This is a genomic window from Alteribacter aurantiacus DSM 18675, assembly GCF_000429705.1.
GTDB lineage: Bacteria > Bacillota > Bacilli > Bacillales > Salisediminibacteriaceae > Alteribacter > Alteribacter aurantiacus.
In genome coordinates, this window is sequence record NZ_KE386941.1 from 1,767,301 (window position 1) to 1,791,280 (window position 23,980).

Below are 23,980 nucleotides of genomic sequence, written 5' to 3' on the forward strand. Positions count from 1 at the left end.
TTAAGAATAATGAAATTGTTCCTTTAAATTAATCTGTTTTTATAATAATATAATTATTCAACTTCCATTTAATCCTTCTTCAACTAAACTCCGCGATAGTTTAAGTACTCTAGTTCACAATATCTTCCTAATTTTAACATGTATTTAATTTATCGATTTCTTTATAGCTATTCTAGCTAAAAAACACTCCTACTAAATAATACAGAAAAAAACAGACAGTGAGTACTCCTGGCTGTTTTCTTTACATTAACTAATTTCTTTACTAACATGTTTTAAAAGATCTTTTTAAATATCTTACTTTATCCCAACCCCCTACTTTACAAACCGATGATTCCCGATCGTTTTCACTTCTTCACGGCTATGCATGAATTCCCTAGTCGATACATTTGGGTTAAAAAAGAATAAAGCCTCAGGCACATGATTCTCTCCGGACAACGCTCTCCTTGCTGCTTCAATCGGTCTCTCTTGAGGAATCGCAGTGTTAAACGTGCCGTTCACCACAGGTGTAAATTGGTTCGGTTGATGAAGCACCTCATGAACGGTGTTTGGAAACTGCGGGCTCGCTACCCGATTTAACACGACGTTTGCCACAGCCACCTGACCTATAATCGGTTCACCTCGAGATTCCAAGTGAACGATCTTGGCTAGATTGATCAACTCCTGGGATGGAATCACCACTTCTTGTCCGACCCTCAGCGGGCTAACATTCGCAATCGAACGGTTAAAAGCGTGAAGCATATCAACTGATAGGTTATGGTTTATTGCAATTCGATAAAATGTATCGCCAGGCTTTACAATATAGATCGTTTCCACTTCAATCGTTGGCACTGGCGGCAGGCTTGGACTCTCTTCTTGCGGCTTTTCACCGATCGGAATCACAATGACTTGGCCGACGCCGATCACGTTCGGGTTGGTAATGGACGGATTGAGTTCAAGAAGGCGACTGAACGTCGTTTGATTACGACTGGCAATCGCCGAAAGGGTGTCGCCCGAACGAATGGTGTACGTACTTGTCTCGCTTTTTGTCACCGTTAACGTTTGACCGGGGTAAATCGTATGGCTCACCAGGTCGTTTAATGCCATCAGTTCCTGTACAGTAAGACCATGGGTAGTGGCAATTCGCCAAAGGGTATCTCCAGGCGTTACCGTCACACTGCCGGACGCCAACGCATGACTGCTTCCAAAAACCATCATCCCCGCTAATACAAGTGATATCAGTTGTTTTTTTATATTTCCCTCTCCCTAAATGAACGATTAATAGAGGAAAGCTAGAGTGCCTTCTTTCATCGTTTCGCAACTCAAACAAGCAGGCTACTCGTGCATAATGGGGTCACACAATTTACACATGGAGTGCCCGTTGAATGTGGCATCACAAACGGACGATAGAAGAAAGACTCTAGCATTCACTTATCCTATGCTTTTTTTACTAGCATTGACACGGGTATCGTTACTAGAAACGTAATAAGTCGGCATAACAACTAGAGAGAGTTCCATTAGAAAAAGCCCAACCTGAGTCGGTTGGGCTTTCACTATTATTTGTCATCGTCGCGTTTGTTTCGCTTCACAAAGCGATCGAGCATTTCAAGAAATTCTTCATTGCTCATACTGTCCATGCGATGACGGTTTTTACGAGATGGGAACTTCGGAGACTCTTTGTCGTTTTTCCGTGATGAACGTTCTGTTTCATCCTCCTCCCACTCTTCAATCGGCTCCAAATATGTTGGTTCGTCACCATGTGGATCATCTTCATGGCCGTATTCGTTGTAATCGAGTTGTTCTTGATCTTTTTTACCTTCGTCCAGTCTTTCATAATTGGTTCTCGTTCCTTTATTCGTATCTTGCACATCGAGCAAATATGCCGGAACAAGCTGACCATCTGGAGTTACGTACTTTTTATTCAAGTTTCTTGTTTCTTTATCAAAAAAGCTGTAAATGACCGGGATAAAGAATAGCGTCAGGAACGTACCACTGATCAGTCCGCTGATCACGGTAATGGCGAGTGGTTGCTGAAGCTCTGTTCCTTCTCCGATTCCTAGAGCGAGAGGCACAAGACCTAAGATTGTGGTCGTAGCCGTCATGAAAATTGGACGGGCCCGGTCTTTTACCCCTTCCACGATCGCATCATAACTTCGAAGCCCTGCTTCTTTACGCTTATTAATATAATCCACCAGTACAATCGCGTTGTTGACGACGATACCGGCCAACACAATGAACCCGATAAAGCCCATCACACTCACTGGTGTTCGCGTCAATGTAAGTCCAATTGCCACTCCAATCACAACAAGAGGGACACTGAACATAATCACTAGCGGATAACGTAACGATTCGAATTGTGCTGCCATCACCAAGTACACGAACACGATGGCTAAAATTAAAGCGAGTACTAAATCACCTAGAGCATCGTCCAACAGTTCTTGATCTCCTGTTAACGAAACCGTTGTTCCTTCGTCCAAGTCCAAGTCATCGATCGTAGACTGAACCAGTTGACCGATTTCACCAAGGTTGTATTGCGTGCCGTATTGCAGGGTAAATTGCACCGCTTCTTCTTGGTTAATCCGATTAATTTGAACCGGTCCGTCCCCTTCTTCAATGTCAGTGATGTCACTCAAGGCCACATATTCACCTTCATTGTTACGAAGAAGCAGATCTTCTAACGCATCCAAGTCTTCGACAAATTCTTCTTCATACTGAACGCGCACTTCGTATACATCATTCTCAGTTGTAACGATTTGAGTGGCTGTCGTACCACGCATGATCGAGTTGACGGCGTTGGCAATTTGAGCCGGGGTGAACCCTTCCTCACGAGCCGCTTCGTCATCGATTAGGATTTGAACTTCTCGAACCGTATCCGTTCGATCATTGCTCACTTCCTGGAACTCGCTCATATCTTGGAACTCTTCATAAATCTCCTCGACCGCTTCGTCTAGTCGAGTCGGGTTTGTGTCACTTACATTAAACGTAAAGGTATTCGGATTTCCGCCAAAGGAGGCTTCCAACTGAATGGATACTTCTTCAGCGTCCTCCGCTGCCCGTTCAATATCACGGCGAAGGGACTCCGCAAATTCCATTGTAGATACGTCACGGTCGGCAATTGGTACCATGGATACATAGATGAACCCTTCATCCGATCCACCGCTGCCCATCACATTATCTTCTTGCCCACCTGAACCTGTCACACTCGTATAATCTCGAATGACCGATTCTCCGTCGAGCACCTCTTCTACATTTTCAATAACGGCAAAGGTGTCTTCAAGAGGTGTGCCGTTTTCCATTTCAATTTCCACTTGGAAAAAGCCTTCATCTGTTGCCGGTAAAAATTCAGTTCCAACGGTTGTTACACCAAACCCTCCCCCTACTAATAGAAGGAATGTAATAAACAACACCCCAAAACGGTGGCGAAGAGACCAACGGGCTGAACGGTCAAACGCTTTAACAAAGCGAGAGTTCTGGCGCTTTTCCTCTTCGTTTTCTTTCGGCTCTTTTAACCAACGTGCCGCAAGCATTGGCACGACCGTTAAGGCTACGGCTAAAGAAGCAAATAAACTAAACGAAACTGTGAGAGCAAATTCTCTGAACAAGTTTCCTACGATTCCGGTAATGAAAATCACCGGTAAAAACACGGAAACCGTCGTCAAAGTCGAAGCCGTAATCGCACCGGCGACCTCTTTCGCTCCATCACGAGCCGCTTGTGTAGGGCTCTTCTTCATACTCAAGTGCCTGTATATATTCTCGATGACGACAATCGAGTTATCCACAAGCATCCCGATTCCAAGAGCTAGTCCCCCAAGGGTCATGATATTCAAGGAGAAGTTCGTAAAGTAAAGCAGTACGAACGTCACAATCACGGAAAATGGTATCGCAATTCCGATGAGTAACGGTGTTTTAAAGCTGCGTAGGAAGAAAAACAACACGAGCATCGCGAACACACCACCGGCAATGAGCGCCATTGACACGTTTTGAATCGCATCTTCAATAAATTCACCTTGATCAAACAGCATCGCTGTATCAATATCTCGGTAACGATCTTCTTCTAAAAGGTCATTGAGTCGATCGTTAAACGCACGAGATACTTCCGCTGTATTTGCGTCCGCTTGTTGCTGAACGCTAAGGAGTATCGATCCGTCTTGATTCGTTCGGGTAATCACATCTCCTGATTCAGGAGTCAATTCAACTGTCGCAATATCCGCGACTGTAACGTCATCTCCTGACTCCAAATCCTGTGTCACAACGACGTCTTCAATGTCTTCTACACTCGTAAGTTCAAACAATACTCTCGTTGTGAGTTCGAAATCCCCACTTCTGACACTCCCGCCCGGTTGCGTCACGTTATGAGCTTGCAAAGCGGAAACGACTTCATCTTGCGTAAGACCAAACTCTTCTAAATCGTCTTGATTAAGTGAAATTTGAATCTCGTCGACCACGTCACCCAACGTGTCGATTGAACCGACACCATCAATCTTTAATAATTCTTGCTCCAAATCCCCGACAAGGTCACTTAGCTCGGAAGCGTCCGCGTCAACACTTGATAGGGACATTTGAATGATTGGAAACTGCGATGGATCAAACTTCAAAAACCGCGGATTTCCTGCATCATCTGGTAAAGGCGTTTGATTCATATTCGTAATAATATCGTTTTCAACATCGTCAATCGACGTGGCCCAAGAAAACTCCAATAAGGTGAGGGAGGAGCCTTCCATTGAAATGGAACTAATGTTGTTTAAGCCAGGCAAGGTGGCCAAACTTTCTTCCATCGGCTCGGACACTTGGTTCGCTACTTCTTGCGGGGAAGCATCCGGATAACTCGTTACGACAGCCCCAATTGGGGGGTCGATGTCCGGAATCAGTTTTAACGGAATATTAATAAGTGAAATGATACCAAGAAGTAAAAAGAGTGTCATCGCGACAAGCGTAAACACCGGTCTTCGTATGGAAAAATTCGTTATTTTCATGTAGACGTCCCTTCTTTCTCTTCAAGCATGATGTCTCTGAGCTTTTTATACACATCACGGAAATGAAACAGATCGTTTTCCGGTATTTTCGTTAAGTATTTCGTCATGATCGTCTGTCTGGTCTGTTCCATATGTTCAAGAAGTACGATGCCTTCTTTGTCCAGTTCAAAAGGAACGGTTCGTCTGTTTTCCGTGTTTTCCTTTCGTTGTACAAGGTTCATTTGTTCGAGTTTTGAAAGCATTTGGCTCACAGCGCTCGGCGACACGTTTAAGTGATGTGAAAGATCCTTCACATACTTCACGTCGTGCCTTCCGATTAAATATAAGAGCACCTGTTGATTAGAAGACAGGCGATTATCGTATTCAGTGCCGAATTCGTGCTGAATCATCATCATCACGTCTACCACGAGCTGCTCAATTTCCAATACGGTTTCTTCTATTTTCATGCGGACCTTTCCCTTCGTAAAACTAAACAATTAAGATGTTAAACGATTAACTTTCTTAACTATAATCGGTTCCCTTTTTCAAAGTCAAACAAACAGGTGTGAACAAAGTGTGAAAGTTTGGTTTGGTGGGTCGATGCTCGCGATGGAGGTGGAGGGGGGGATCTTTCGGTTTTCGGATGATCCACTTATTTTTCGTTTGACCCATTTATTTTTTATTTGATCCACTTATTCTTCGTTTGATCCAGTTCTTTTTCGTTTGATCCACTTATTTCTGAATCGCTCCAGTTAGCAAGGTCGACCTCCTCCACCCCCTCCACTCACCCCGAACGATCCTACCTTATCAATTCCGCCACTTCCTTAATCGTTTCAGCACATACCTTTTGATTTTCTTTCTCTTGCACCCCAATCGTGTAGCTGAATTGCCCCTCCTTAAAGGATAAAAAATGGAGTTTCGCATCCTCTAGGTATCGATAATATGCTTCTTGTCCTGTTTTTAGCTCAATGATTGTGCTTCCCTCATGTATGTCATCCATTATTTTTGCGCTTGGGTATTTGATGTCCATAATAAAATCTTGATGTGGTATGTTGCTTATATCAATATAATGAAGTCTTAATTCGTGATGATCTGTTATTTTCCCAAAAGAATGAGTGGGTTCAAACAGTTTTTTTGTAGGAAGCGACACGTGAACATGATGCGTCTCTTGAAATTGCTCCACGGCTTCTTCCATAGATACATATCCGTTTTCAGAGGCAAACTCTTTTATCTTCTGCTCCTCATCGTTACTTGCTTGTACCCAACCTCCACAAACGAAAGCAACCAACATTCCTACAATGACTACGACACTGCTTTTTTTCATATTAACCTCCAACCTTCATCGATCCATTTTCAAATCTTGTTCTTCATGAGTATGCCCTGAGGTGAGCCACAACACGCTGTTTTTTAGACCCTTCATCACGGCAGCTCGACATTTAAATGAACCCCTTTTTTTGTTTAAACGCATAGGTAAAAGGGAATCATCAGCTAGACAAATCGATAGGAGGGAAATCATGAGTGATTTAAAACAAAACATAAACAAGGGAATTGGACTCGGAACAGCACCTCTTGGGAACATGTTTCGCAACGTTTCCGATGAGGAAGCACTGGCAACAATTCAAACGGCGTGGGACGAAGGCATTCGTTATTTTGATACAGCCCCATTTTACGGGTTCGGACTTTCTGAAATCCGGTTAGGAGAAGTGTTGTCCAATTATGAGCGGAGCGACTTTATTCTTAGCTCCAAAGTAGGCAGAATTATTTTAAATGAGGAAGAACAGAAGTCTGGTCTCTTTGAACACGGACGCAAAAATAAAATGCTCACAGACTATACAAGGGACGGAACACTCCGTTCGATTGAGGATAGCCTTAAGCGCCTGAAAACCGATCACCTCGACATGGTCTTTGTTCATGACATCTCCCCTGATTTCCTTGGTGATGAGTGGACAGCGAAGTTTGAAGAAGCACAAAATGGGGCTTTCCCCGTGTTGGACGAGCTTCGTGAGGAAGGTGTAATTAAGTCGTGGGGACTTGGGGTCAATACGACTGAGCCAATTGAGAGATTGATTAAGCTAGATGAGGTTCAGCCCGACCTTTGTTTATCTGCAACCCAATATACGCTCATGCAGCATGAACAGGCTTTGGATAAGATGATGCCCCTTGCAGAGAAGAAAGGAATGGGCTTTGTTATCGGCAGTCCTTACAATTCCGGCGCCTTACTTGGCGGTGATTACTTCGACTACGGCGAAATTACGGAGGAAAAGAAAAAGCAAGTTAGAGAATTAACAGAGATCGCAGACAAACATGATGTAAGCTTAAAAGCGGCGGCACTGCAATATTCTTCCGCCCACCCAGCAGTAGAAGCTGTTATTCCGGGCTCTACTAGAACATCCCGTATTAAAGAAGATCTATCGGCTCTTGAAGAACGTATCCCTCATGCCTTTTGGGAGGAGCTAATTAGTAAAGGGCTTGTTTCTGAAAAAGCACCACTGCCTCAAAGGTAACTTCACAAATAAAAAGGCACAGCTGGCCATCCTCAAGCCTGCTGTGCCTCTTTTAGATTTAGTCACTTCCTACATAAACCGTATCAAGAAACTGTCTGCCGTTGTCTGTCATTTTTGAGCCGAGCCTACCTCGGGTCTTTTCTACGAACCCTCTTTTTTGCAACAGGTCCATTCGGTAGCGTACTTGTTGCTCTGATAAAGGGAGAGCCGTTTCCTTACTATATTCGGAGATTCGTTGGCGACTGATGGAGTGGCCTTCCTGTTCAATCTTTTCAATGATTTTCATCACTGTTACCAGCTCTTTCTCCTCAATCGTCGAGCCAGCCTCAGAGTCGTCTGAATACACGCTTGTGGACAGACCTCCGTCTCTTCGGCCGAACCGCTTCGATTGGAAGAAACTTTCGTTTGGAATGTCTTTTCGCCTGATCACGTGATCATCACAAACGGCGAGCATGTAATCGATCGTGTTTTTAAGCTCACGAATGTTCCCATACCACTGATACTGCTTTAATTGATCCAACACTTCCGCTTCAATCTTCACATCCATTCGTCCCGACTGATGCATAAAGTACCGAATCAACGCTTCCATGTCATCTTTTCGCTTCCTCAGCTCCGGCAAGTGAATGAACAGCACTTTTAATCGATGGTAAAGATCTTCACGGAATTCTCCCCGTTCAATCAGTTCGAGCAAGTTCCTGTTCGTCGCGGCAACAACCCTCACATCGACAGGAATGATCTCGCTCCCCCCGATTCGTAGCAATTCCTTTTCTTGCAAAACACGAAGCAGTCTTGCTTGCACCTTTAAACTGATGTCGCCGATTTCGTCCAGAAAGAGCGTTCCACCGTTCGCTTGTTCAAAAAGCCCTTTTCGTCCGCCTTTTTTCGCTCCTGTAAAAGCGCCTTCTTCATACCCGAATAGCTCGCTTTCAACCAAGTCCTCGGGAAGGGCACTGAAGTTTACAGCGAGAAATGGTCCCGTTTTCCGGTTCGATTCGTGATGTATCGAGCTTGCGAACAGTTCTTTTCCCGTCCCGCTTTCTCCTTCAATTAGGATGGTAAGCTGGGTTTTGGCCAACTTTTTGGCAATGGTTTTCGTTTCAAGGAGCTGCTCGTTTTCTCCGATGATATCGTCGAAGGTGTATTTGGCGTAATGCCCCCGCTTTACGAGCTCTCGACGAAGCTTACGTTCCATCTCGATCGTTTCTACGGCATTTTTAAATGTGGCCACCGTTGTGCCGTCCGAATCAATCGTGAACCGGTGAACGATCACGTCTGCGTACTCGACAGTAAAATAGCGGTTGGCTTCTTTTCCACCTTTGTTTAAAATAAAGTCTACCAATTCGCCGTTTCCAATCACGTCACCGATTTTTTTCCCGATCACACGGCGACCTTCGTACCCAAGCAGCTTCTCAAGAATGCCGTTAAATACCGTAATTTTGCCTCGCTTGTCCACTGCTAGAATCCCGTCATGAACGCCGTCAACAACCTTTTTCAGGTGTTCGCTCACTTGATGGGCTTCACTGGTCGCGACTGCTAGGCGACGGCTGAGCTGAATGATCGTCTGTATGTAGCGCGTGGACACTTCTTCTTGTTTTTCTTCCAAAAGGCCGAGCTTTCCAAGAAGGGTAATGATCGTTGTCATATCAATAAGCCGCGGACCAATGTTGATCACTTCTTTAATGCCAAGAGGAACCAATTCCATTTCGCCCGGAGTGATGGCCAACGAGACATCCTTGACCATTTTTTTACCAGGAAAATAAGGATAGAGCTTCATATGGTCAATACCTAAGTTTTTAAGCGATTCGATCGCTTCGTTCACCGTTTCAGGGAAGTCATTCACGTAGAGGGCTTCCGTACCCTCGGGTATTGAAAACAGCTGATCGATATTGTGAAAGTTCACGATTCGTTTCGCCGTAATCGTATGACAATTACGACCGATAAAGGGGGCGACTTCTTCTTCGATTAAATAAGAAGAGAGCAACACGACGCGGTCAGTAATCACGCGGTCAATGCCTTCGTCCACAGCGTAGCTTTCAATTTGCACAAATGTTCCGATAAATTCAGACAGCTGAGCGACAAGGGTTTTTCTCGTCTCTTCAGAGCCTGCTAAAACAACCATCTTTCTCTCTGTCATCTCCGCCACCCCTTTTTGTTCTTTTAGTATAGCATATGTGGGTGAATTGGTTGGTGGAGGAGTAACCATATTGAAGTGGGGTCGGTGGTGTGTCGGTTTTTTGGGAAGGGCGGCGTTTAGTCGAGTTAGCTCCTCCCTCACCTCCACTCCACCTAAAAAAACCAAGCCCCCGACATCCGCCAGGAGCTCCTCTCAACCTCTATTCAAACGTGCCTTTAACCAATAGCTCGTTCTTCTTCATCATCCACTGCCCTTTGGCCATCACCGCTTCAATCTCTAACGATTCCCCGCCCACAAGAAGCAAGTCTGCGTCATACCCTGGTTCAATCCGGCCTTTACTGCTAAACTTGTACGCATCGGCCACGTTTGAGGTAGCGACTTTGATCGCGTCTTCAAAAGGGATGCCCTCTTCAAGAGCAGCGTCTCTCACTTCTTTGTACAAGCTCGTTACACGGCCGATTTTCAGTCCGATCAAATTGCCTTTTTTATCGAATTCAGGAAGGCTACCCTGCCCGTCCGATGTGAACGTGATTTGCTCGATCGGCACACCTGCATCAAGCATTCTCTTTAACCCTCGACTACATTTCGTTTCATCACCAGCAAGGATTTCTTTCGTTGTGCTCGTCGTAAAGTCCACGTATCCGCCTCGCTTGGCAAAAGCGATCCCCGCATCGAGTAACGCTTCGTTTCGGTTAATGTGAGTGGGTACAAATTGCGTGATCGGAATGTCCGTGGTGTCTACCACTTCTTCAATGAGCTTCAGACGATCAGGACTGTCCCCAAGATGCACATTTACCACCCCGGCCTTACCAGATAAAATGCCGCCGACCCTCGCGTCACTGGCAATGCGCGCCAGCTCCTCACGAGTTGGTTGTGAAGAACGATGATCGGAAATGGCAATTTCACCGGCACCGATAATTTCCTCGATTAAAATGATGTCCTTCTCAATGGAGCCAGTCAGTGTCTTGACTGGCACTTGGTACGATCCGGTCTGACAATACACGGTAATTCCTTCTTCTTTTAACCCTTTTGCCTTTGCAATTAAGTTGGTCATCGTTCTAGTCGTTCCGTCTGTGCCGATCACGCCAACAACCGTCGTTATCCCCCCAGCGATGCAATCTGAGAGCATCAGTTCAGGAGTCCGGGTTTTAAAGCTACCTTCTCCCCCACCACCGGTTATATGTACATGAGAATCGATGAGACCAGGGATCAGCTTTTTCCCCGAACCATCTGTCACTTCACACCATTCTTCGTTGATTTCAATGTTATCTTCTATCGCTGCAATTCTTCCGTCTGCGATCAAAACGTCTTTCACGCCGGCAAAGTTCGGAAGATAAACGCTTACATTTTTTATCGTTTTAAGCATTCTTTCACCTCAATTCAGATGTCTTTTGTGGAGCTGTCCAATTAACGCCTTTTTTCCTTTAATAAATCGTGCTACATCCCGATTGCCCGGCGCATACAAAACGGCGCTCACGTTTTTCTGAGGATGCCATATGGCCGAATAGGTGCATCCATCTTCCCACACGAGCCAAGGAAGAACGGGGGCTTTACCGCTTTTTTGTAAAAGGCTGTACCATTTCGTTGCCCGCCTTCGCTCTCCTTTAAACATATTAAAGAAGGGGTCCCCTAATTGGCAAAACAGCTTTGCTCCACCTAACAACCGGTTCCAATCAGGAACACCAAACATCTCTGATACAGTTCGCCTCGTCACGCAGTTTACCGGGTGGTCTTCATGCACAATGCCCCGCCAATCCTGTTGCAAGTGCATGGCAAGGCCTATTTTCCCTAGAGTAACTCCAACACCCCATCGACTTGTGGAGGCGACATGGGAAAATTCTTCCTCATCAATGCCGAAACGGAAGAGCAAGGAGCGCTCGATTTGCGTTTGCAGCTCACAAGAAAAGCTCACTCCCATGCAAACCTCCAATTCTCTGTCTGTTAATAAAAACTGCTCTGCAGCGCCTGTTGCAAACATAGGAATGGATTCGAACGGCTCCAACAGCGGTGTACTTTCAATCGATCGATCGTTTCTCTCACCACCATATAAAAAGCCGGTCTTTCCATCGAACACAGCAACGTGTCCGAACAGGTCATCCTTTTCGTTACTGTTTGATTGATCATACCTGTTCAAAACATTCACCTGTGCTCCCCCTTTTTCCTTTTGTGCGTTCTCCAGTTGTTAATCGTACAAATGACAAGCTACGTAGTGATCCTCGTCCATTTTTTGCAGTTCAGGTCGCTCATCATGGCAACGTTCATGGGCTTTCGGACACCGGCCAACAAAGGCGCACCCTTTTGGTGGGTCCACGGGTGACGGCACGTCCCCTTGTAAAATAATCCGTTCTTTTTTCTGACGGGGATTGGATATAGGAATGGCCGAGAGCAACGTTTGCGTGTACGGATGCAAGGGATTCTCAAAGATCTTATCTGTATTGCCGATCTCTGCCATTCGACCGAGATACATGACGGCCACTCGGTCACACAAGTGCCTGACCACGCTCAAGTCGTGAGAAATAAACAAGTATGTGAGGCCGAAGTCTTCCTGCAAGTCTTTGAGTAAATTCAAAATTTGCGCTTGAATGGATACGTCCAGTGCCGCAACCGGCTCATCAGCGATAATTAGCTTCGGGTTTAAAATGAGCGCTCTCGCAATTCCTATTCGCTGTCTTTGTCCGCCTGAAAATTCGTGAGCGTAACGCCTGATGAAACTTCGGTTTAGTCCGACCACATCCATCATTTCTTCAATTCGTTTTCTACGTTCTTTTTTATCCTTCACCCCGTGGGCCTTAAGGGGCTCTGCCAAAATGTCTTCCACCGTGAGCCGCGGATTTAGTGAGGCATAAGGATCTTGAAAGACCATCTGCATGTTTTTACGCTGGGTACGAAGTTCTGATTTGGACAAGGAAGCAATGTCGGTCCCTTCGTACAGCACTTCTCCATCTGTTGTAGGCACGAGCTGGGTAATTCCTCTACCCGTTGTGGACTTTCCACAGCCGGACTCGCCAACAAGTCCGAGGGTTTCCCCTTCGTTTACCGTAAACGAAATGCCGTCAACGGCTTTTACGTAAGTGACTTTCTTTTTGATGACGCCTTTTTTTTGGGGAAAATGAATCTTAAGATCCTTCACGTCCAAGAGTGGTTTGCCCATCTTTTGCTTCCTCCTTTCGTCCATGTACAGGGTCATACAGCCAGCAACGAGCATCGTGCCCGTCTTTCATTTTAAAAAGCGGCGGATCTTCTTGGGTACAGTGGGGCATCACGTGGTCGCAGCGTCCGGCAAATCGGCAGCCTTTTTCAACCGAACCAGGTACAGGCACTTGGCCAGAAATCGAGTAAAGGCGATCGATCTTTTCATCAACTTTCGGCAACGAACCGAGTAGACCGACCGTATACGGATGTTTCGGATCATTAAATAACGTATCCACATCCGCTTGTTCCACGATCTCTCCAGAATACATCACCACTACCCGGTCGCACATTTCCGCAACTACACCTAAGTCGTGAGTAATAAACATAATGGCCGTGTTCGTTTTCTCCTTTAACCCTCTCATCAAATCAAGAATTTGCGCTTGAATCGTTACGTCCAAGGCCGTTGTTGGTTCATCTGCAATCAATAGCTGTGGCTCACACGCAAGACCGATCGCGATCATCACTCGCTGACGCATACCACCAGATAGCTGGTAAGGGTGACTGTCATAAATCTGCTCCGCTCTTGGAATGCCGACGAGCTTTAACATCTCAATGGATTTTTTCCGAGCTTCGGCATGTGTCATTTTATAGTGAAGCAAGAGCACTTCGTTGATTTGCTTTCCGATCGTAAAAACGGGATTCAGAGACGTCATGGGCTCCTGAAAGATCATCGAGATGTCATTTCCTCGAATCTTTCGCATCTCCCGCTCTTTTTTATCCAAAAGGTTTTCACCATTAAAATAAATCTGACCGCCTGAAATGCGCCCGGGCGGAGAAGGAATCAGGCGCATGATGGAAAGAGAGGTGACACTTTTTCCACACCCGGACTCCCCTACGACACCGAGCGTTTCTCCTGCTTTAATGGAAAAACTGATGCCGTTTACGACTTTCACTTCTTTTCCGTCACTCTTAAAGCTCACTTCCAAGTCTTTGATATCAAGTACATTCGTCATTTGCATCACCTATTCTTTCAACTTCGGATCGAGGGCGTCACGAAGCCCGTCACCCAGAATATTGAAGCTAAGTACGGTAAGAACAATCGCAAGCCCTGGGAAGAACGTGGCATGGAAGACCGTACTGCTGTTATCTTTTGCGGCACTTAACATGGATCCCCACTCAGGTGCAGTAATGTCTCCTCCAAGACCTAAGAAGCTAAGAGCCGCACCAATCAAGATCGCCACACCAATTCGCATGGTCAAATAAACAAGAACCACCGACAGAGTACCAGGGAAAATATGCCTCATAATGATGACAGGATCTCTTACTCCAATGGATCTCGATGCTTCTACGTAGGTCATTTCTTTTAATGCGAGTGTAGACCCACGAACAATTCGCACAAATACCGGTACCGTAAATACGGCTACGGCTAAAATAATGTTTGTAATCCCCGCTCCTAAAAAGGCAATCACGGCGATGGCAAGGAGAATACCTGGGAACGCAAGAAGCACGTCGGTCATTCGCGTAACGAGACTATCTACCCAACGTCCGTAGAAGCCGGCAAGAAGCCCCAGTGCCGTTCCGATAAACGCCCCGATCGCTACGGAGACAAACCCGATCAAGAGTGTATCTTGTGTTCCGTGAATCACACGACTGAAAATATCACGATTTTGGTGGTCGGTTCCGAAGAAATGAATGGACGACGGCGGTTGGTGCTTGTACACATCCGTGAGCGTCACATTCGATTCGCTTACGTTCAAATACGCTAGGACCGGTTCCGCAGCGGCTCCAGCTTGTACTTGCACAACAGAGCTAACCGGACCGGTTTGTATGCGGATTGCCCCTTCCCCTTCTCCAACGACGGTTACTTCCCCACTTTCACTCACTGTAGCAACCTCTTCATTTAGTGAGGAAAAGTGAAGACCTTCAATGGCTTCCGCGTCACTCGCCGGTGCATTGAAACCGCTCGATTCCTCTTCTTCTTCCGTTTCGTACAAACGAAGAGCAAGTTCATGTATGTCTCCTTGGTCAGTCAACTCTTCTCCGTCCGTTAAAACAGCGAGAACGTCAAGTTGAAATTGATCTCCCGGTGTGAGTACTCCTTCAGGTTGAGAAGGAATTAATCGAGAGATGACCGGTTCTTTTCCTTCAAGAAGGGATTCCCCTTCGACCACGACTTGGAACGACGAGCTCACGTCCCCGCTTTCGATCGTGGCATTGGTATAGCCAGATGTATTGGCATTGACGTTTATTCCTCGTTGCGAGCGTCGGATTGAAGCAATTCGACGGTTTTCAGACTCCGCTTGAAGCTGAGTAACCTCGCTTCCTTCAATCGTGGAGCCGTCCGTCATCACCCCTTCCACGATCACAGATGCGTTTGTAAGTTGATCAAGGTCAATGCCCTTTTCCGGATATTGAGACGTAACTGGTCTATGAGGGTCGTATGGTGCCAAAAAAGACCCGAAAATGCCGACAAACAATATGACAACAACCACACCTAGGGCAACGACCGCCATCTTTTGCTTTAAAAACTTAACGAGAAATTCCCTGAAAGGAGAATAGGATTTCGGTTCATTTGTGTTCATCTTCTGCCTCCTTTCGATCAGTCATAGCGGATTTGCGGATTTAAGAATCCGTAGCTGATATCTACGATTAGATTGATAAGTAAGAATTGTAGAGAGAATAATAGAATTAATGCTTGAATAACCGGATAGTCACGGGACAAAATCGAATCAATCAAGTACGATCCAAGCCCAGGCCATGCAAATACTTGCTCAACCACCACCGCTCCTCCGATCAAGAAGCCGAACTGGAGACCAGCCATTGTCACAACAGGAATTAGGGCGTTTCGGAGCACGTGACTCCAAATGACGACCCGTTCTTTTTGCCCCTTCGCTCGAGCCGTCCGCACGTAATCTTCTCTCATGACTTCAAGGACACTAGAGCGGGTAAAGCGGACAATGGTCGCCGCTACACCAAACCCGAGGGTGATCGACGGCAAAAGGATATGCAAAGGCGATGCGGCCCCACTTGTGGGGAACCAGCCTAACTGGACTGCAAAAATCTGCATGAGCATAAGTCCAAACCAAAATTCAGGAATACTAAGGGCTGTTATTGTAGAAACCATTCCGGCTCTGTCCCATATCGAGTTTCGTTTCGTAGCAGAGATAATCCCAACGGACACCCCGATGAGAATGGCCCAGAACATACTGAGAATCGTGAGTACAAACGTATAGCCGAAGCGGCGCATCACTTCTTCAGATACGTCAGCCCTTGTCCGATACGATTGTCCAAAGTCCCCATGGACAACCATGTCCACCATGTAACGGCCGTATTGAACAGGAAGCGGATCATTGAAGCCTTCTCGCTCTCGTAAGGTTTGATACGTTTCCTGGTCAATCTCCGCTCCATACATGATCCGGATGGGATCACCAGGGGTAAGATGAACGAAAAGAAACGAGATAATCGTTATGATAAATAAAATAGGAATCATACCTACTAATCTTCTAAGTACAAATTGGAGCATGGTTTCACCTCTTTCTTTTACAGGGTCTAGGCGTTATGTTGTGCGCGGTGCGGTTGGTTGATGGGTGTGGCGGTGTTGCCGATCAGGTTGCGCGGGTTTTGGTCAGGTTGCGCGGGTTTTATCGAGCCTTATCTCACGTTTATCGACCTCTATGGCTCGTTTATCGACCACTAATGGAAATTTATCGACCTCTATTGGCGTTTTATCGACCTCTAACCCGATTTGATCGACCGTTCGACACCAAACGACACTTCTCGCCCCTCTCCGCTCCGCCTTCCTCCACTCTTCTCTCTTTTTTCAAAGGAAGGGGCTCCTTCAACGAAGCCCCTCTGCATTTTTTACCCAAAATCAATTAGCGGATTTCAGCCAAGTTCAAGTGAACCGCTCCGGAAGGAAGAACATAAATTCCGTGTACGTTCGTTCCTTTTGCAATTAACGCGTCCGGAATGTGCAAGAACACCCATGGTGCATCATCGTAAATCATCTCCTGAATCTCAGCGTACGTTTGCATCGCTTCATCTTCATCAGGAGTAGAAAGGGCGTCATCAAACAAACCATCCAACTCTTCATTCATGTAGAAACCGGAGTTGTTGAAGTTAGGTGGTACACGATCAGAAGCAAAGTTTGGACGTAATCCGTAGTCTGCTTCACCGGTCCCTGGAGACCAACGTCCGATCCAAAGGTCCGTGTCTTCACCTGCATCAAGCATGTCGAAGAGTGTACCTGATTCGTACGCTTCCACTTCAACATCAATGCCGATTTCAGCTAACTGAATCGCTACATATTCGGCCACACTGATAAATTCGGTGCTGTTTCGTGTCCAAAGGGTTGCTTCAAATCCATCTTCATATCCCGCTTCCTCCATTAACTCTTGAGCCTGTTCCACATCATACTCGTAAACGGACTGACCAGCATACCCGTAAACGGCAGGCGCAATGGCAGAGTCAGCTACACTACCGTAACCATCAAGTACCTGTGCAATCAGGCCGTCCTTATCAACCGCATGGTTCATGGCTTGGCGAACGTTTACGTCGTTATAATTGTCGTTTTGGAAGTTCATCCCGATGTAGAACACATCTGACGTTGGTCCAGTGTAAAGATCAAGATCTTCATCACTTTCCAGTTCAGCTGCATTAAGAGTTGGGATTGGCGTAATCACATCAACCTCACCTGTTCGAAGCATGTTGACTCGTGTACTTGCTTCTTGTACCGGACGGAACGTAATACCGTCTACACGTGCCGCTTCTTCTTCATTCCAGTAATCATCGAACTTTTCTACAACCACGTGCTCGCTGTCACGCCATTCGACGAATTTAAACGGTCCAGTTCCAACGGCTCCTTCACGATCGAGGTTGTAATCAGGATCTTCCAAGCGTTTGTTAAGCTCTTCTACAGATTTGAACGCTGCTGACGAGTGCGCCATATATGACGCCATAGCCGAGTTAGGCTCGTCCGCCACAATCGTTACGGTGTAATCGTCTTCTACAATCACATCTTCAACGAAGGAGAAGAACGAAGACCTTGCCATTCCGTTTTCTGTGTCACGAACGAAATCAATGTTTTCTTTAACCACTTCGGCATTGAATTCTGTTCCATCATGGAACGTGATGCCTTCACGTAAGTAGAATGTAATTTCAGTCGCATCATCGCTATACTCGTAATCTTCTGCCAGGACTGGGACGATTTCCATATTTTCATTGAATCGTAGTAGGCCTTCCATCATCGTACTTTGAACAGTCGCAGAGTTTCCGTCTGTCGTATTGTGCGGATCCATCGACGTTGGCTCGGCTTCGATACCGACAGTGAGTTCTCCACCGCTCGTATCCGCGTCTCCTTCTACGTCTTCTTCTTGATCGTCATCCGTTTCTGTTTGCGTTTCGTCTGTGCCTGTGTCTTCCTCACCTGTGTCTGCCGGCTCTTCTCCGTTACATGCAGCCAGTACCATTAATGATGCAACAGCAGGTAAAAGCAAATGCGTTCTCCATTTCTTCACTCTCGTTTCCCCCTCAAGTTAATTTCATATACAACTTTTATACAATGCAATTCTCGTGCCAACATTCGATTTTTTCTAAAAAACAAGCCCCCTTCTGCACAAACCAATGATAGATAAGGGAAATCCACAACGAGTCCCATCATTTATTTTTCAGAATATTCCACCTTATTGGTTGTTTTGGTTTGTTTATTGGTTAACTCTTATGTTTATGCATAATAAACAATATAATCGCCCTCAGTGAATAAATCAACAACTTTTTTTATTTTTATACAAATCTCTCCCATCCCCTTCCCTTTCCATGGCAGTGCTAGCACGCCGGTTGAACCCCCATAGCCGTCAAATTAAGGATTGTGTGTATTAAATCAGTTGAAGAAAGGTGTACCCGGAATGTTCTTCGCTTTCCGCGGCGGTGCCGGCGAGCCTCCTCATGCTTCGCACTGCGGGGTCTCTCCTGGCTCCCACGGCCGCAGGAGTCTTCGAACATTCCGGCTACACCTATTCACGTGGTCAAAGTCAGGTGGTCTGTGACAGTTACATCGATTATTGGGATTCACCAACTAAGTAAAGCAACCTATTTTATTGACATATAGAAGCCAATCGAAATTTATGTAGGAAGTGAAAAAAGAAAGGGGCGGGAGCGAGACACCTTTTATAGTGTTAAAGAACACAATAATGGAGGAATAAAAGCGGATACTCTTACAGGTTTGAATAAGCTGTTTGTTTAATAAAGATCATCATTTAAAGTGGAAAATGGAGAGAAAGGTGGCGCGAGCGTTTCCATCACGAATAAGCTACGAGTTGCTTCGACGCAGATGCTTCAGAGCATATGCTTGTAGAGGAAGAAGCAGGAAGCTCTTCAGCCGAAGACCCCGCAGGGACTAGCCCTTCTGCTTCAATTTTTCTTGTATAAAAGCAACAATACTTCCGAAAGCAGCTTTAAAGAACAAAAAAAGCTTTGCCAATGTAGGATTGACAAAGCTTTTGACTCCGATATTTATTTAAGGGTCTAACATGTGTTTTCCGGTTACCCAATAAAGAAGAGGACAACAGCCACGACCATAAATAGAGCACCTACGCTTGCGGTAATGCTGTTTTTTACCGCTTGAGATTTCACCTTAAACGCGAGTAGGGCCACGATCCCAAGAAGGATAACAAAGAACAAAATACCATCTACGATCGGATGAATGACCGTGAATTGAATCGTTGTTTGTTGATAAATTTGAAAGTTCAGTAGTAGTGCGACTGCCCATAATAGAACAATACCACTAACGCCTAATGCGATATAGCGTGCCATAGTAACCACTCCTATTTCATCTTTTCCAAGATTTTGTTTTATTTTTTGACAATTATCCAAAAATTCCATTGTATTCCCACATATTTATTGTACAATGAAGGAAAGTTTTGGAGGTGGGAGCAATCCTCATGAGTGTTTTCAAGGATTTTTTACATAACCTGTTTTACATCCTGACTCCCATTTTTCTTTATGTAACTCTTTGGTCAGGCTTTGGTTTTCAGCGTAACCGCAAACTTACTAAATTATTCTTTTTTGCCTTGTGCATAAGTTCCATGGCGTTGTCCATGACCTTTCCTGTCGTACTGAATAACGGAGTCACATTCGACTTGAGGCATATCCCTTTGGTTATCGGAACGATTTATGGCGGTGCATGGATGGGAGCGGCTCTTCTCGTGTTCCAACTTTCGTACCGTGTGGTTTTGGTCGGAACAGAAGCTGTGTTTTTTGCCATCTATTTCAGTACTTTAGTATATCTTGTTTACCTTGTTTTTTCAAAGCATTATCATGCGTTTTCATTAAAGAAAAAAATATGGTCATTCAATTTGGTTCTTTTAGCCATTGTAACAACAACGATCGCGTTTCCTTCAACGATTTTTGCTGATTCACGATCCGAAATTGCGTTTTATATGGTTCAATTCTTCGCCATTTATGTACCTGTGTTCTTCCTTGTTATTTATACACTTGAAAAGATCTTATTAAACGACCGATTGAAAAAAGACTTAAGGAAAAGCGAACAGCTGAGACTGGTAAGTGAACTCGCTGCATCCGTCGCCCACGAAGTTCGAAATCCCATGACGGTCGCAAGAGGCTTTATTCAACTTCTTCATTCGAATGCCAACTTAACGGAAAATGAAAAGAAATACATGCAGCTGACCATGTCAGAAATTGACCGAGCACAAATGATTATCAGTGATTACCTGTCATTGGCCAAGCCGAAAGATGCGAAGCTACAGACGATCAACGTGGCGTTTACGTTGGATAAAGTACGTCACACGATTCAAGCATATGCCCTTATGAACAACGTTTCCGTGTTTTTGGATGTCCCGTCCAACCTTAAAATTAAAGGTGATGAAAGCGAGCTCACCCAAGTGGTGTTGAATTTAGGAAAAAACGGCATTGAAGCGATGCCAAGGGGCGGCAAATTATTTTTGTCCGCTGTACATACCGGCCAGCACATTCGAATAAAAATTGCCGATACGGGAAGCGGCATGACCAAAGAAGAAGTCCAGCAGCTTGGTAACGCTTATTACTCAACAAAAGAAAAAGGAACCGGGCTTGGTCTTATGGTGTCTTTTAGTATTATTCGCTCTTGGGGCGGACATATTCAAGTCAACAGTAAACTGGGCGAAGGAACAGAATTTGTGATTCAGCTTCCTGTTGTATCAGCCTCAAAAGATGAAACAAAAACCAAAGAGCCTGTGATGTCATAAAAAAACCTGCCGCGATTGCGACAGGTTTTTTGTTTTATTCTTCTCCTAAAACCACTTCATCATAAAATCGTTCGTACGTCTCACGATCGGCGGCTCCTTCAATCGTATACGCGACTTCGCCGTTTTCGTAGTGAATGACAGTTGGTGTAGCGTCGATATAGCGATCAAAACCTTCTTCAAACACCTGGACATTGAACAAATGCAAATCAACGTCTTTCTCTTCTGCCATCGGAATAATTTCCGGGCTTACACGACTACAAGCGGGACACGCGGGACTGAAAAAATAAACGGTAAAGTCTTCTCCGTTGTCCATTTTTTCTTCCAGCTCTTCAGGTAAGATAATGTTCTCATACATTGGGTTATCCAACGTATCGATCGTTTCCGGCGGAAGACTGTCGACTCCGTACGGATTCCCTTCAGATTGCTTTTGATTTTGATACGACGTAACAAACGCAAGAGCACCGAAGATAATCACGATGGCAACCCCGAAAATGATGATTTTTTTCATGCTGTTCACTCCTTTGATTTAACCAATACTACAACCATGAGTACAGAAATTAGCGTAAATGCCACAAACGCAAGGAAAGGAATGGTAATAAATCCGAACACGTTTATATACTCGTAATTACACGGAACGGCGCCACAAAAATCGGACGTCTTTTGTAGTGCAGGTATTTTTTGGACACTATAATGATATAAGGAAATCAATGCGCCAATGACACTAAGTGGTAATGTATAGATTGCTTGCTTCGCATCTTTCTTTACCGTTGCAATGGCAAGCGTAATCGCAAGTGGATACATGAAAATACGTTGAATCCAGCAGAGCTCACACGGAATGAACATTCTTATTTCCGAGAAATAAAGAGATCCAAGGGTCGCGATAAGTGCAATGGCCCATGCAACAAAAAGTCCGTTTTCAACGATTTTGTTGTTTTTCATTGATGCATCTCTCCTATTTTAACATATGAACCTATCATAATACGAAATCGACGATTCGTATAGATGAGGGCATCCTTGTTCATGGGATTGTAAGAACTTTACTCGGAAAACAGCTGATCACAACAGTCCTGACCAAAATAGTGAACCACTTGTTCAGGAGGCAATGGCTTGCAATATAAGTACCCTTGCATTTCATTACAATGGTTTTCTTTAAGAAATGCCAACACGTCCTCCGTTTCAACACCTTCAGCAATAACATTGATGCCGACACGTTTGGCAAGGTCGATTAAAGACGTCACGATGGCTTCATCTTTGCCATCAACGAGCACATCCCGAATGAATGTTTGATCAATCTTTAAGGCATCGACCGGAAAGTGCTTCAAATAACTTAAAGTGGAATATCCTGTTCCAAAGTCATCGATTGATAATTGAACCCCAAGTCTCTTTACTTCTTCTAAGACATGATCCCCTTCAAAAAGCAGGAGACCTTCCGTGATCTCAAGACTTAAGCTACGGGGAGGCAGGCGATGCTCATCTAAGATTACACTTAATCGGTCAGCAAATTCCTTATCACGGCACTGTAGAGGGGAAACGTTAACAGACATTCTTACCTTGATCCCCATATTACGCCACAAGGATGCTTGCTTACAGGCTTCATTTAACACCCAATACCCGATTTCTTTAATAAGACCGCGCTTTTCAGCTATTGGAATGAACGTAAGAGGAGGAATGCTCCCTAGCGTTTCATGCTCAAGCCGCAAAAGGGCTTCAACACCAATCACCGTTTTATCTTGTAAATTCACTTGAGGCTGGTAAACAAGAGAAAATCCGTCCGATTCCAAAGTCGATCGCAGTGCCTCTTCAATCAAGGCCTCCCCTTCTCGCTCTTGCTCAAGAGCCCGTTCCGCTTTTTCTAAAAGGTCATCCGGGGCTATCACCCCATCATTTACCATATGAATGATTGTGCATTCATAAGGATAAACCGAGGCACGGATCTTTTCTTTCATATCAAGAACAGCTTTTTCAGCATGCTCTCCGGTCTTGAAACACGCCCACGTGCGTTCGCCAATCACATACGTACTCACGTGGTCACTATGTAATTCCTTCCGTTTTTCAGAAAGCTCTTCACCCATACCTGAAACGATGAATAGAGCGAAAGGCTTCGTTCTATATTTACTCATCACCTCTACTAATGCCCGTTTATTCATAGCTTTTGTTCGATCGTCTATGTAAGAATACGTTTCATAAGCCGATTCAGTCGGTTGTAAAATCAAAATGGAAAGCTTGGTTTCTGACACATCATCTTCATTCATCTCAAGGGAAGTCTTCATGTATGGAACAGCCGAACCGTCTTTCCCTTGAAGCCACACTTGATTGGAGGACTCATGTCCATATACGAAGCGCTCGTAATTGTTTTGATAAACAAGATGGCCGTGGTGGCCGGTTAGCTGCATAAAAGAGTCACTGGCATACTGAATCAAGCCCGATTCGTCAACGACCATATAAATCGTTTCCGAATCGAACGTCTGATTTAATCGTTCGATAAAATAAGCTACACTTTGTTCTTGCAAAGGTCTCTGCATAGGTGTCTCCCCCTCTTTATTTACAGGTCAAAAAAACCTTTCATAAACGAAGGTCGGTTGCACTACCAGCTCCGGGTCGTCCAAGTGCCCACATAAAGACGACCGTTCCCAGCTCCCTCTGTATAATTATTGTAATGTTTAGACAAATCCATCCACAAGGGTCCATTATACTTACTTTTACAGTACTTTACAAAGACCGTTTTTCTTTTCCAAATGTCGGGTAGTCTAATCATATAGGAATCAGGGAAATGATCTATCATTTCACTAATAAAAGGGAGTGTTTTCGATGCCAATGGAATATGTTCAAGTAAACAGTCAAGTGATCGACTCCATTGCTTTTGATGACGTAAACAATCAATTGCATGTACGTTACCAAAACAAAGACTATATCGTTTTTTATGAAGTAAAAAAAGCAGACTACATTGCACTTCAAGGAACCGCGAATACAGCCGAGTTTATCGATTCCAAAATCGCCCTCGATTATCGATCCGAAAACATGACCGACTAACCCACGCACACC

At 45.0% G+C, this 23,980-nt stretch carries 19 protein-coding genes and 1 riboswitch; of the genes, 3 read left to right on the forward strand and 16 right to left on the reverse strand.

Annotated elements, in window-relative coordinates; all coding sequences use genetic code 11:
• Positions 1–312: 312 nt before the first annotated feature.
• The 4 genes from G476_RS22905 to G476_RS0112300 form a co-directional block, all read right to left on the reverse strand.
• Positions 313–1,194 carry a LysM peptidoglycan-binding domain-containing protein gene (locus G476_RS22905; RefSeq protein ID WP_084405726.1) on the reverse strand — a complete coding sequence of 294 codons (882 nt, stop codon included), beginning with the start codon at positions 1,192–1,194 and terminating at the stop codon, positions 313–315.
• Positions 1,195–1,532: 338 nt separating this feature from the next.
• Positions 1,533–4,949: an efflux RND transporter permease subunit gene (locus G476_RS0112280; RefSeq protein WP_035186453.1), complete on the reverse strand. Its 3,417-nt coding sequence runs from the start codon at positions 4,947–4,949 to the stop codon at positions 1,533–1,535.
• Positions 4,946–5,395: a MarR family winged helix-turn-helix transcriptional regulator gene (locus G476_RS0112285; RefSeq protein WP_026690368.1), complete on the reverse strand. Its 450-nt coding sequence runs from the start codon at positions 5,393–5,395 to the stop codon at positions 4,946–4,948. The genes G476_RS0112280 and G476_RS0112285 overlap by 4 nt, the downstream gene beginning before the upstream one ends.
• A 332-nt stretch (positions 5,396–5,727) precedes the next feature.
• On the reverse strand, positions 5,728–6,252 hold the full coding sequence (locus G476_RS0112300; protein ID WP_026690369.1) for a hypothetical protein: 525 nt from the start codon (positions 6,250–6,252) through the stop codon (positions 5,728–5,730).
• Between the two features lie 190 nt (positions 6,253–6,442).
• Between G476_RS0112300 and G476_RS0112305 the strand changes: the two genes are divergently transcribed.
• Complete coding sequence (locus tag G476_RS0112305; protein ID WP_026690370.1) at positions 6,443–7,432, forward strand: aldo/keto reductase; 990 nt, start codon at positions 6,443–6,445, stop codon at positions 7,430–7,432.
• A 58-nt stretch (positions 7,433–7,490) separates the two neighbouring features.
• Here the strand turns inward: G476_RS0112305 and G476_RS0112310 are convergent, their stop codons facing one another.
• The 9 genes from G476_RS0112310 to G476_RS0112355 all read right to left on the reverse strand — a co-directional run bounded on the left by G476_RS0112310 (position 7,491) and on the right by G476_RS0112355 (position 19,508).
• Positions 7,491–9,566 carry a sigma 54-interacting transcriptional regulator gene (locus tag G476_RS0112310; RefSeq protein ID WP_026690371.1) on the reverse strand — a complete coding sequence of 692 codons (2,076 nt, stop codon included), beginning with the start codon at positions 9,564–9,566 and terminating at the stop codon, positions 7,491–7,493.
• Positions 9,567–9,765: 199 nt separating this feature from the next.
• Entirely contained in the window at positions 9,766–10,932 is a 1,167-nt protein-coding gene (iadA, locus tag G476_RS0112315; protein WP_026690372.1) for a beta-aspartyl-peptidase, read from the reverse strand.
• Positions 10,933–10,941: 9 nt separating this feature from the next.
• Positions 10,942–11,709, reverse strand: coding sequence for a hypothetical protein (locus G476_RS0112320; RefSeq protein WP_026690373.1), 768 nt, complete (start codon positions 11,707–11,709; stop codon positions 10,942–10,944).
• A 39-nt stretch (positions 11,710–11,748) separates the two neighbouring features.
• The gene (locus tag G476_RS0112325; protein ID WP_026690374.1) at positions 11,749–12,717 is read right to left on the reverse strand and encodes an ABC transporter ATP-binding protein; all 969 of its coding nucleotides are present in this window, start codon (positions 12,715–12,717) and stop codon (positions 11,749–11,751) included.
• Positions 12,683–13,711 carry an ABC transporter ATP-binding protein gene (locus tag G476_RS0112330; RefSeq protein ID WP_026690375.1) on the reverse strand — a complete coding sequence of 343 codons (1,029 nt, stop codon included), beginning with the start codon at positions 13,709–13,711 and terminating at the stop codon, positions 12,683–12,685. The genes G476_RS0112325 and G476_RS0112330 overlap by 35 nt, the downstream gene beginning before the upstream one ends.
• 9 nt (positions 13,712–13,720) lie before the next feature.
• Positions 13,721–15,280 carry an ABC transporter permease gene (locus G476_RS0112335; protein ID WP_026690376.1) on the reverse strand — a complete coding sequence of 520 codons (1,560 nt, stop codon included), beginning with the start codon at positions 15,278–15,280 and terminating at the stop codon, positions 13,721–13,723.
• A gap of 17 nt (positions 15,281–15,297) precedes the next feature.
• Positions 15,298–16,221 (reverse strand): nickel ABC transporter permease, encoded by a 924-nt coding sequence (gene nikB / locus G476_RS0112340; RefSeq protein WP_026690377.1) that lies wholly within the window; start codon positions 16,219–16,221, stop codon positions 15,298–15,300.
• Between the two features lie 352 nt (positions 16,222–16,573).
• Positions 16,574–18,214: a glutathione ABC transporter substrate-binding protein gene (locus G476_RS0112345; protein WP_026690378.1), complete on the reverse strand. Its 1,641-nt coding sequence runs from the start codon at positions 18,212–18,214 to the stop codon at positions 16,574–16,576.
• A 1,024-nt stretch (positions 18,215–19,238) separates the two neighbouring features.
• Positions 19,239–19,508, reverse strand: coding sequence for a hypothetical protein (locus G476_RS0112355; protein ID WP_156906563.1), 270 nt, complete (start codon positions 19,506–19,508; stop codon positions 19,239–19,241).
• 128 nt (positions 19,509–19,636) lie between these two features.
• Here G476_RS0112355 and G476_RS0112360 point away from each other — a divergent pair, with 128 nt between their 5' ends.
• Complete coding sequence (locus G476_RS0112360) at positions 19,637–20,938, forward strand: ATP-binding protein (RefSeq protein WP_026690380.1); 1,302 nt, start codon at positions 19,637–19,639, stop codon at positions 20,936–20,938.
• Between the two features lie 34 nt (positions 20,939–20,972).
• Here the strand turns inward: G476_RS0112360 and G476_RS0112365 are convergent, their stop codons facing one another.
• The 3 genes from G476_RS0112365 to G476_RS22910 all read right to left on the reverse strand — a co-directional run bounded on the left by G476_RS0112365 (position 20,973) and on the right by G476_RS22910 (position 23,460).
• Positions 20,973–21,446 (reverse strand): thioredoxin family protein, encoded by a 474-nt coding sequence (locus G476_RS0112365; protein ID WP_026690381.1) that lies wholly within the window; start codon positions 21,444–21,446, stop codon positions 20,973–20,975.
• 5 nt (positions 21,447–21,451) lie between these two features.
• Positions 21,452–21,877, reverse strand: coding sequence for a disulfide oxidoreductase (locus tag G476_RS0112370; protein WP_026690382.1), 426 nt, complete (start codon positions 21,875–21,877; stop codon positions 21,452–21,454).
• Positions 21,878–21,975: 98 nt separating this feature from the next.
• Positions 21,976–23,460 (reverse strand): putative bifunctional diguanylate cyclase/phosphodiesterase, encoded by a 1,485-nt coding sequence (locus G476_RS22910; RefSeq protein WP_051314781.1) that lies wholly within the window; start codon positions 23,458–23,460, stop codon positions 21,976–21,978.
• A 42-nt stretch (positions 23,461–23,502) separates the two neighbouring features.
• Positions 23,503–23,586: riboswitch (cyclic di-GMP riboswitch) on the reverse strand.
• 160 nt (positions 23,587–23,746) lie between these two features.
• Here G476_RS22910 and G476_RS0112380 point away from each other — a divergent pair.
• Positions 23,747–23,968: a KTSC domain-containing protein gene (locus G476_RS0112380; protein WP_026690383.1), complete on the forward strand. Its 222-nt coding sequence runs from the start codon at positions 23,747–23,749 to the stop codon at positions 23,966–23,968.
• Positions 23,969–23,980 lie beyond the last annotated feature (12 nt).

Bases quoted from the DNA above. Each gene is read 5' to 3' on its own strand.
- G476_RS0112355 (WP_156906563.1), bottom strand. From the start codon at position 19,508: ATGGCACGCTATATCGCATTAGGCGTTAGTGGTATTGTTCTATTATGG.
- G476_RS0112310 (WP_026690371.1), bottom strand. From the start codon at position 9,566: ATGACAGAGAGAAAGATGGTTGTTTTAGCAGGCTCTGAAGAGACGAGA.
- G476_RS22910 (WP_051314781.1), bottom strand. From the start codon at position 23,460: ATGCAGAGACCTTTGCAAGAACAAAGTGTAGCTTATTTTATCGAACGA.
- G476_RS0112370 (WP_026690382.1), bottom strand. From the start codon at position 21,877: ATGAAAAACAACAAAATCGTTGAAAACGGACTTTTTGTTGCATGGGCC.
- G476_RS0112380 (WP_026690383.1), top strand. From the start codon at position 23,747: ATGCCAATGGAATATGTTCAAGTAAACAGTCAAGTGATCGACTCCATT.
- G476_RS0112330 (WP_026690375.1), bottom strand. From the start codon at position 13,711: ATGACGAATGTACTTGATATCAAAGACTTGGAAGTGAGCTTTAAGAGT.
- nikB (WP_026690377.1), bottom strand. From the start codon at position 16,221: ATGCTCCAATTTGTACTTAGAAGATTAGTAGGTATGATTCCTATTTTA.
- G476_RS0112360 (WP_026690380.1), top strand. From the start codon at position 19,637: ATGAGTGTTTTCAAGGATTTTTTACATAACCTGTTTTACATCCTGACT.
- G476_RS22905 (WP_084405726.1), bottom strand. From the start codon at position 1,194: ATGATGGTTTTTGGAAGCAGTCATGCGTTGGCGTCCGGCAGTGTGACG.
- iadA (WP_026690372.1), bottom strand. From the start codon at position 10,932: ATGCTTAAAACGATAAAAAATGTAAGCGTTTATCTTCCGAACTTTGCC.
- G476_RS0112280 (WP_035186453.1), bottom strand. From the start codon at position 4,949: ATGAAAATAACGAATTTTTCCATACGAAGACCGGTGTTTACGCTTGTC.
- G476_RS0112325 (WP_026690374.1), bottom strand. From the start codon at position 12,717: ATGGGCAAACCACTCTTGGACGTGAAGGATCTTAAGATTCATTTTCCC.
- G476_RS0112285 (WP_026690368.1), bottom strand. From the start codon at position 5,395: ATGAAAATAGAAGAAACCGTATTGGAAATTGAGCAGCTCGTGGTAGAC.
- G476_RS0112300 (WP_026690369.1), bottom strand. From the start codon at position 6,252: ATGAAAAAAAGCAGTGTCGTAGTCATTGTAGGAATGTTGGTTGCTTTC.
- G476_RS0112335 (WP_026690376.1), bottom strand. From the start codon at position 15,280: ATGAACACAAATGAACCGAAATCCTATTCTCCTTTCAGGGAATTTCTC.
- G476_RS0112365 (WP_026690381.1), bottom strand. From the start codon at position 21,446: ATGAAAAAAATCATCATTTTCGGGGTTGCCATCGTGATTATCTTCGGT.
- G476_RS0112305 (WP_026690370.1), top strand. From the start codon at position 6,443: ATGAGTGATTTAAAACAAAACATAAACAAGGGAATTGGACTCGGAACA.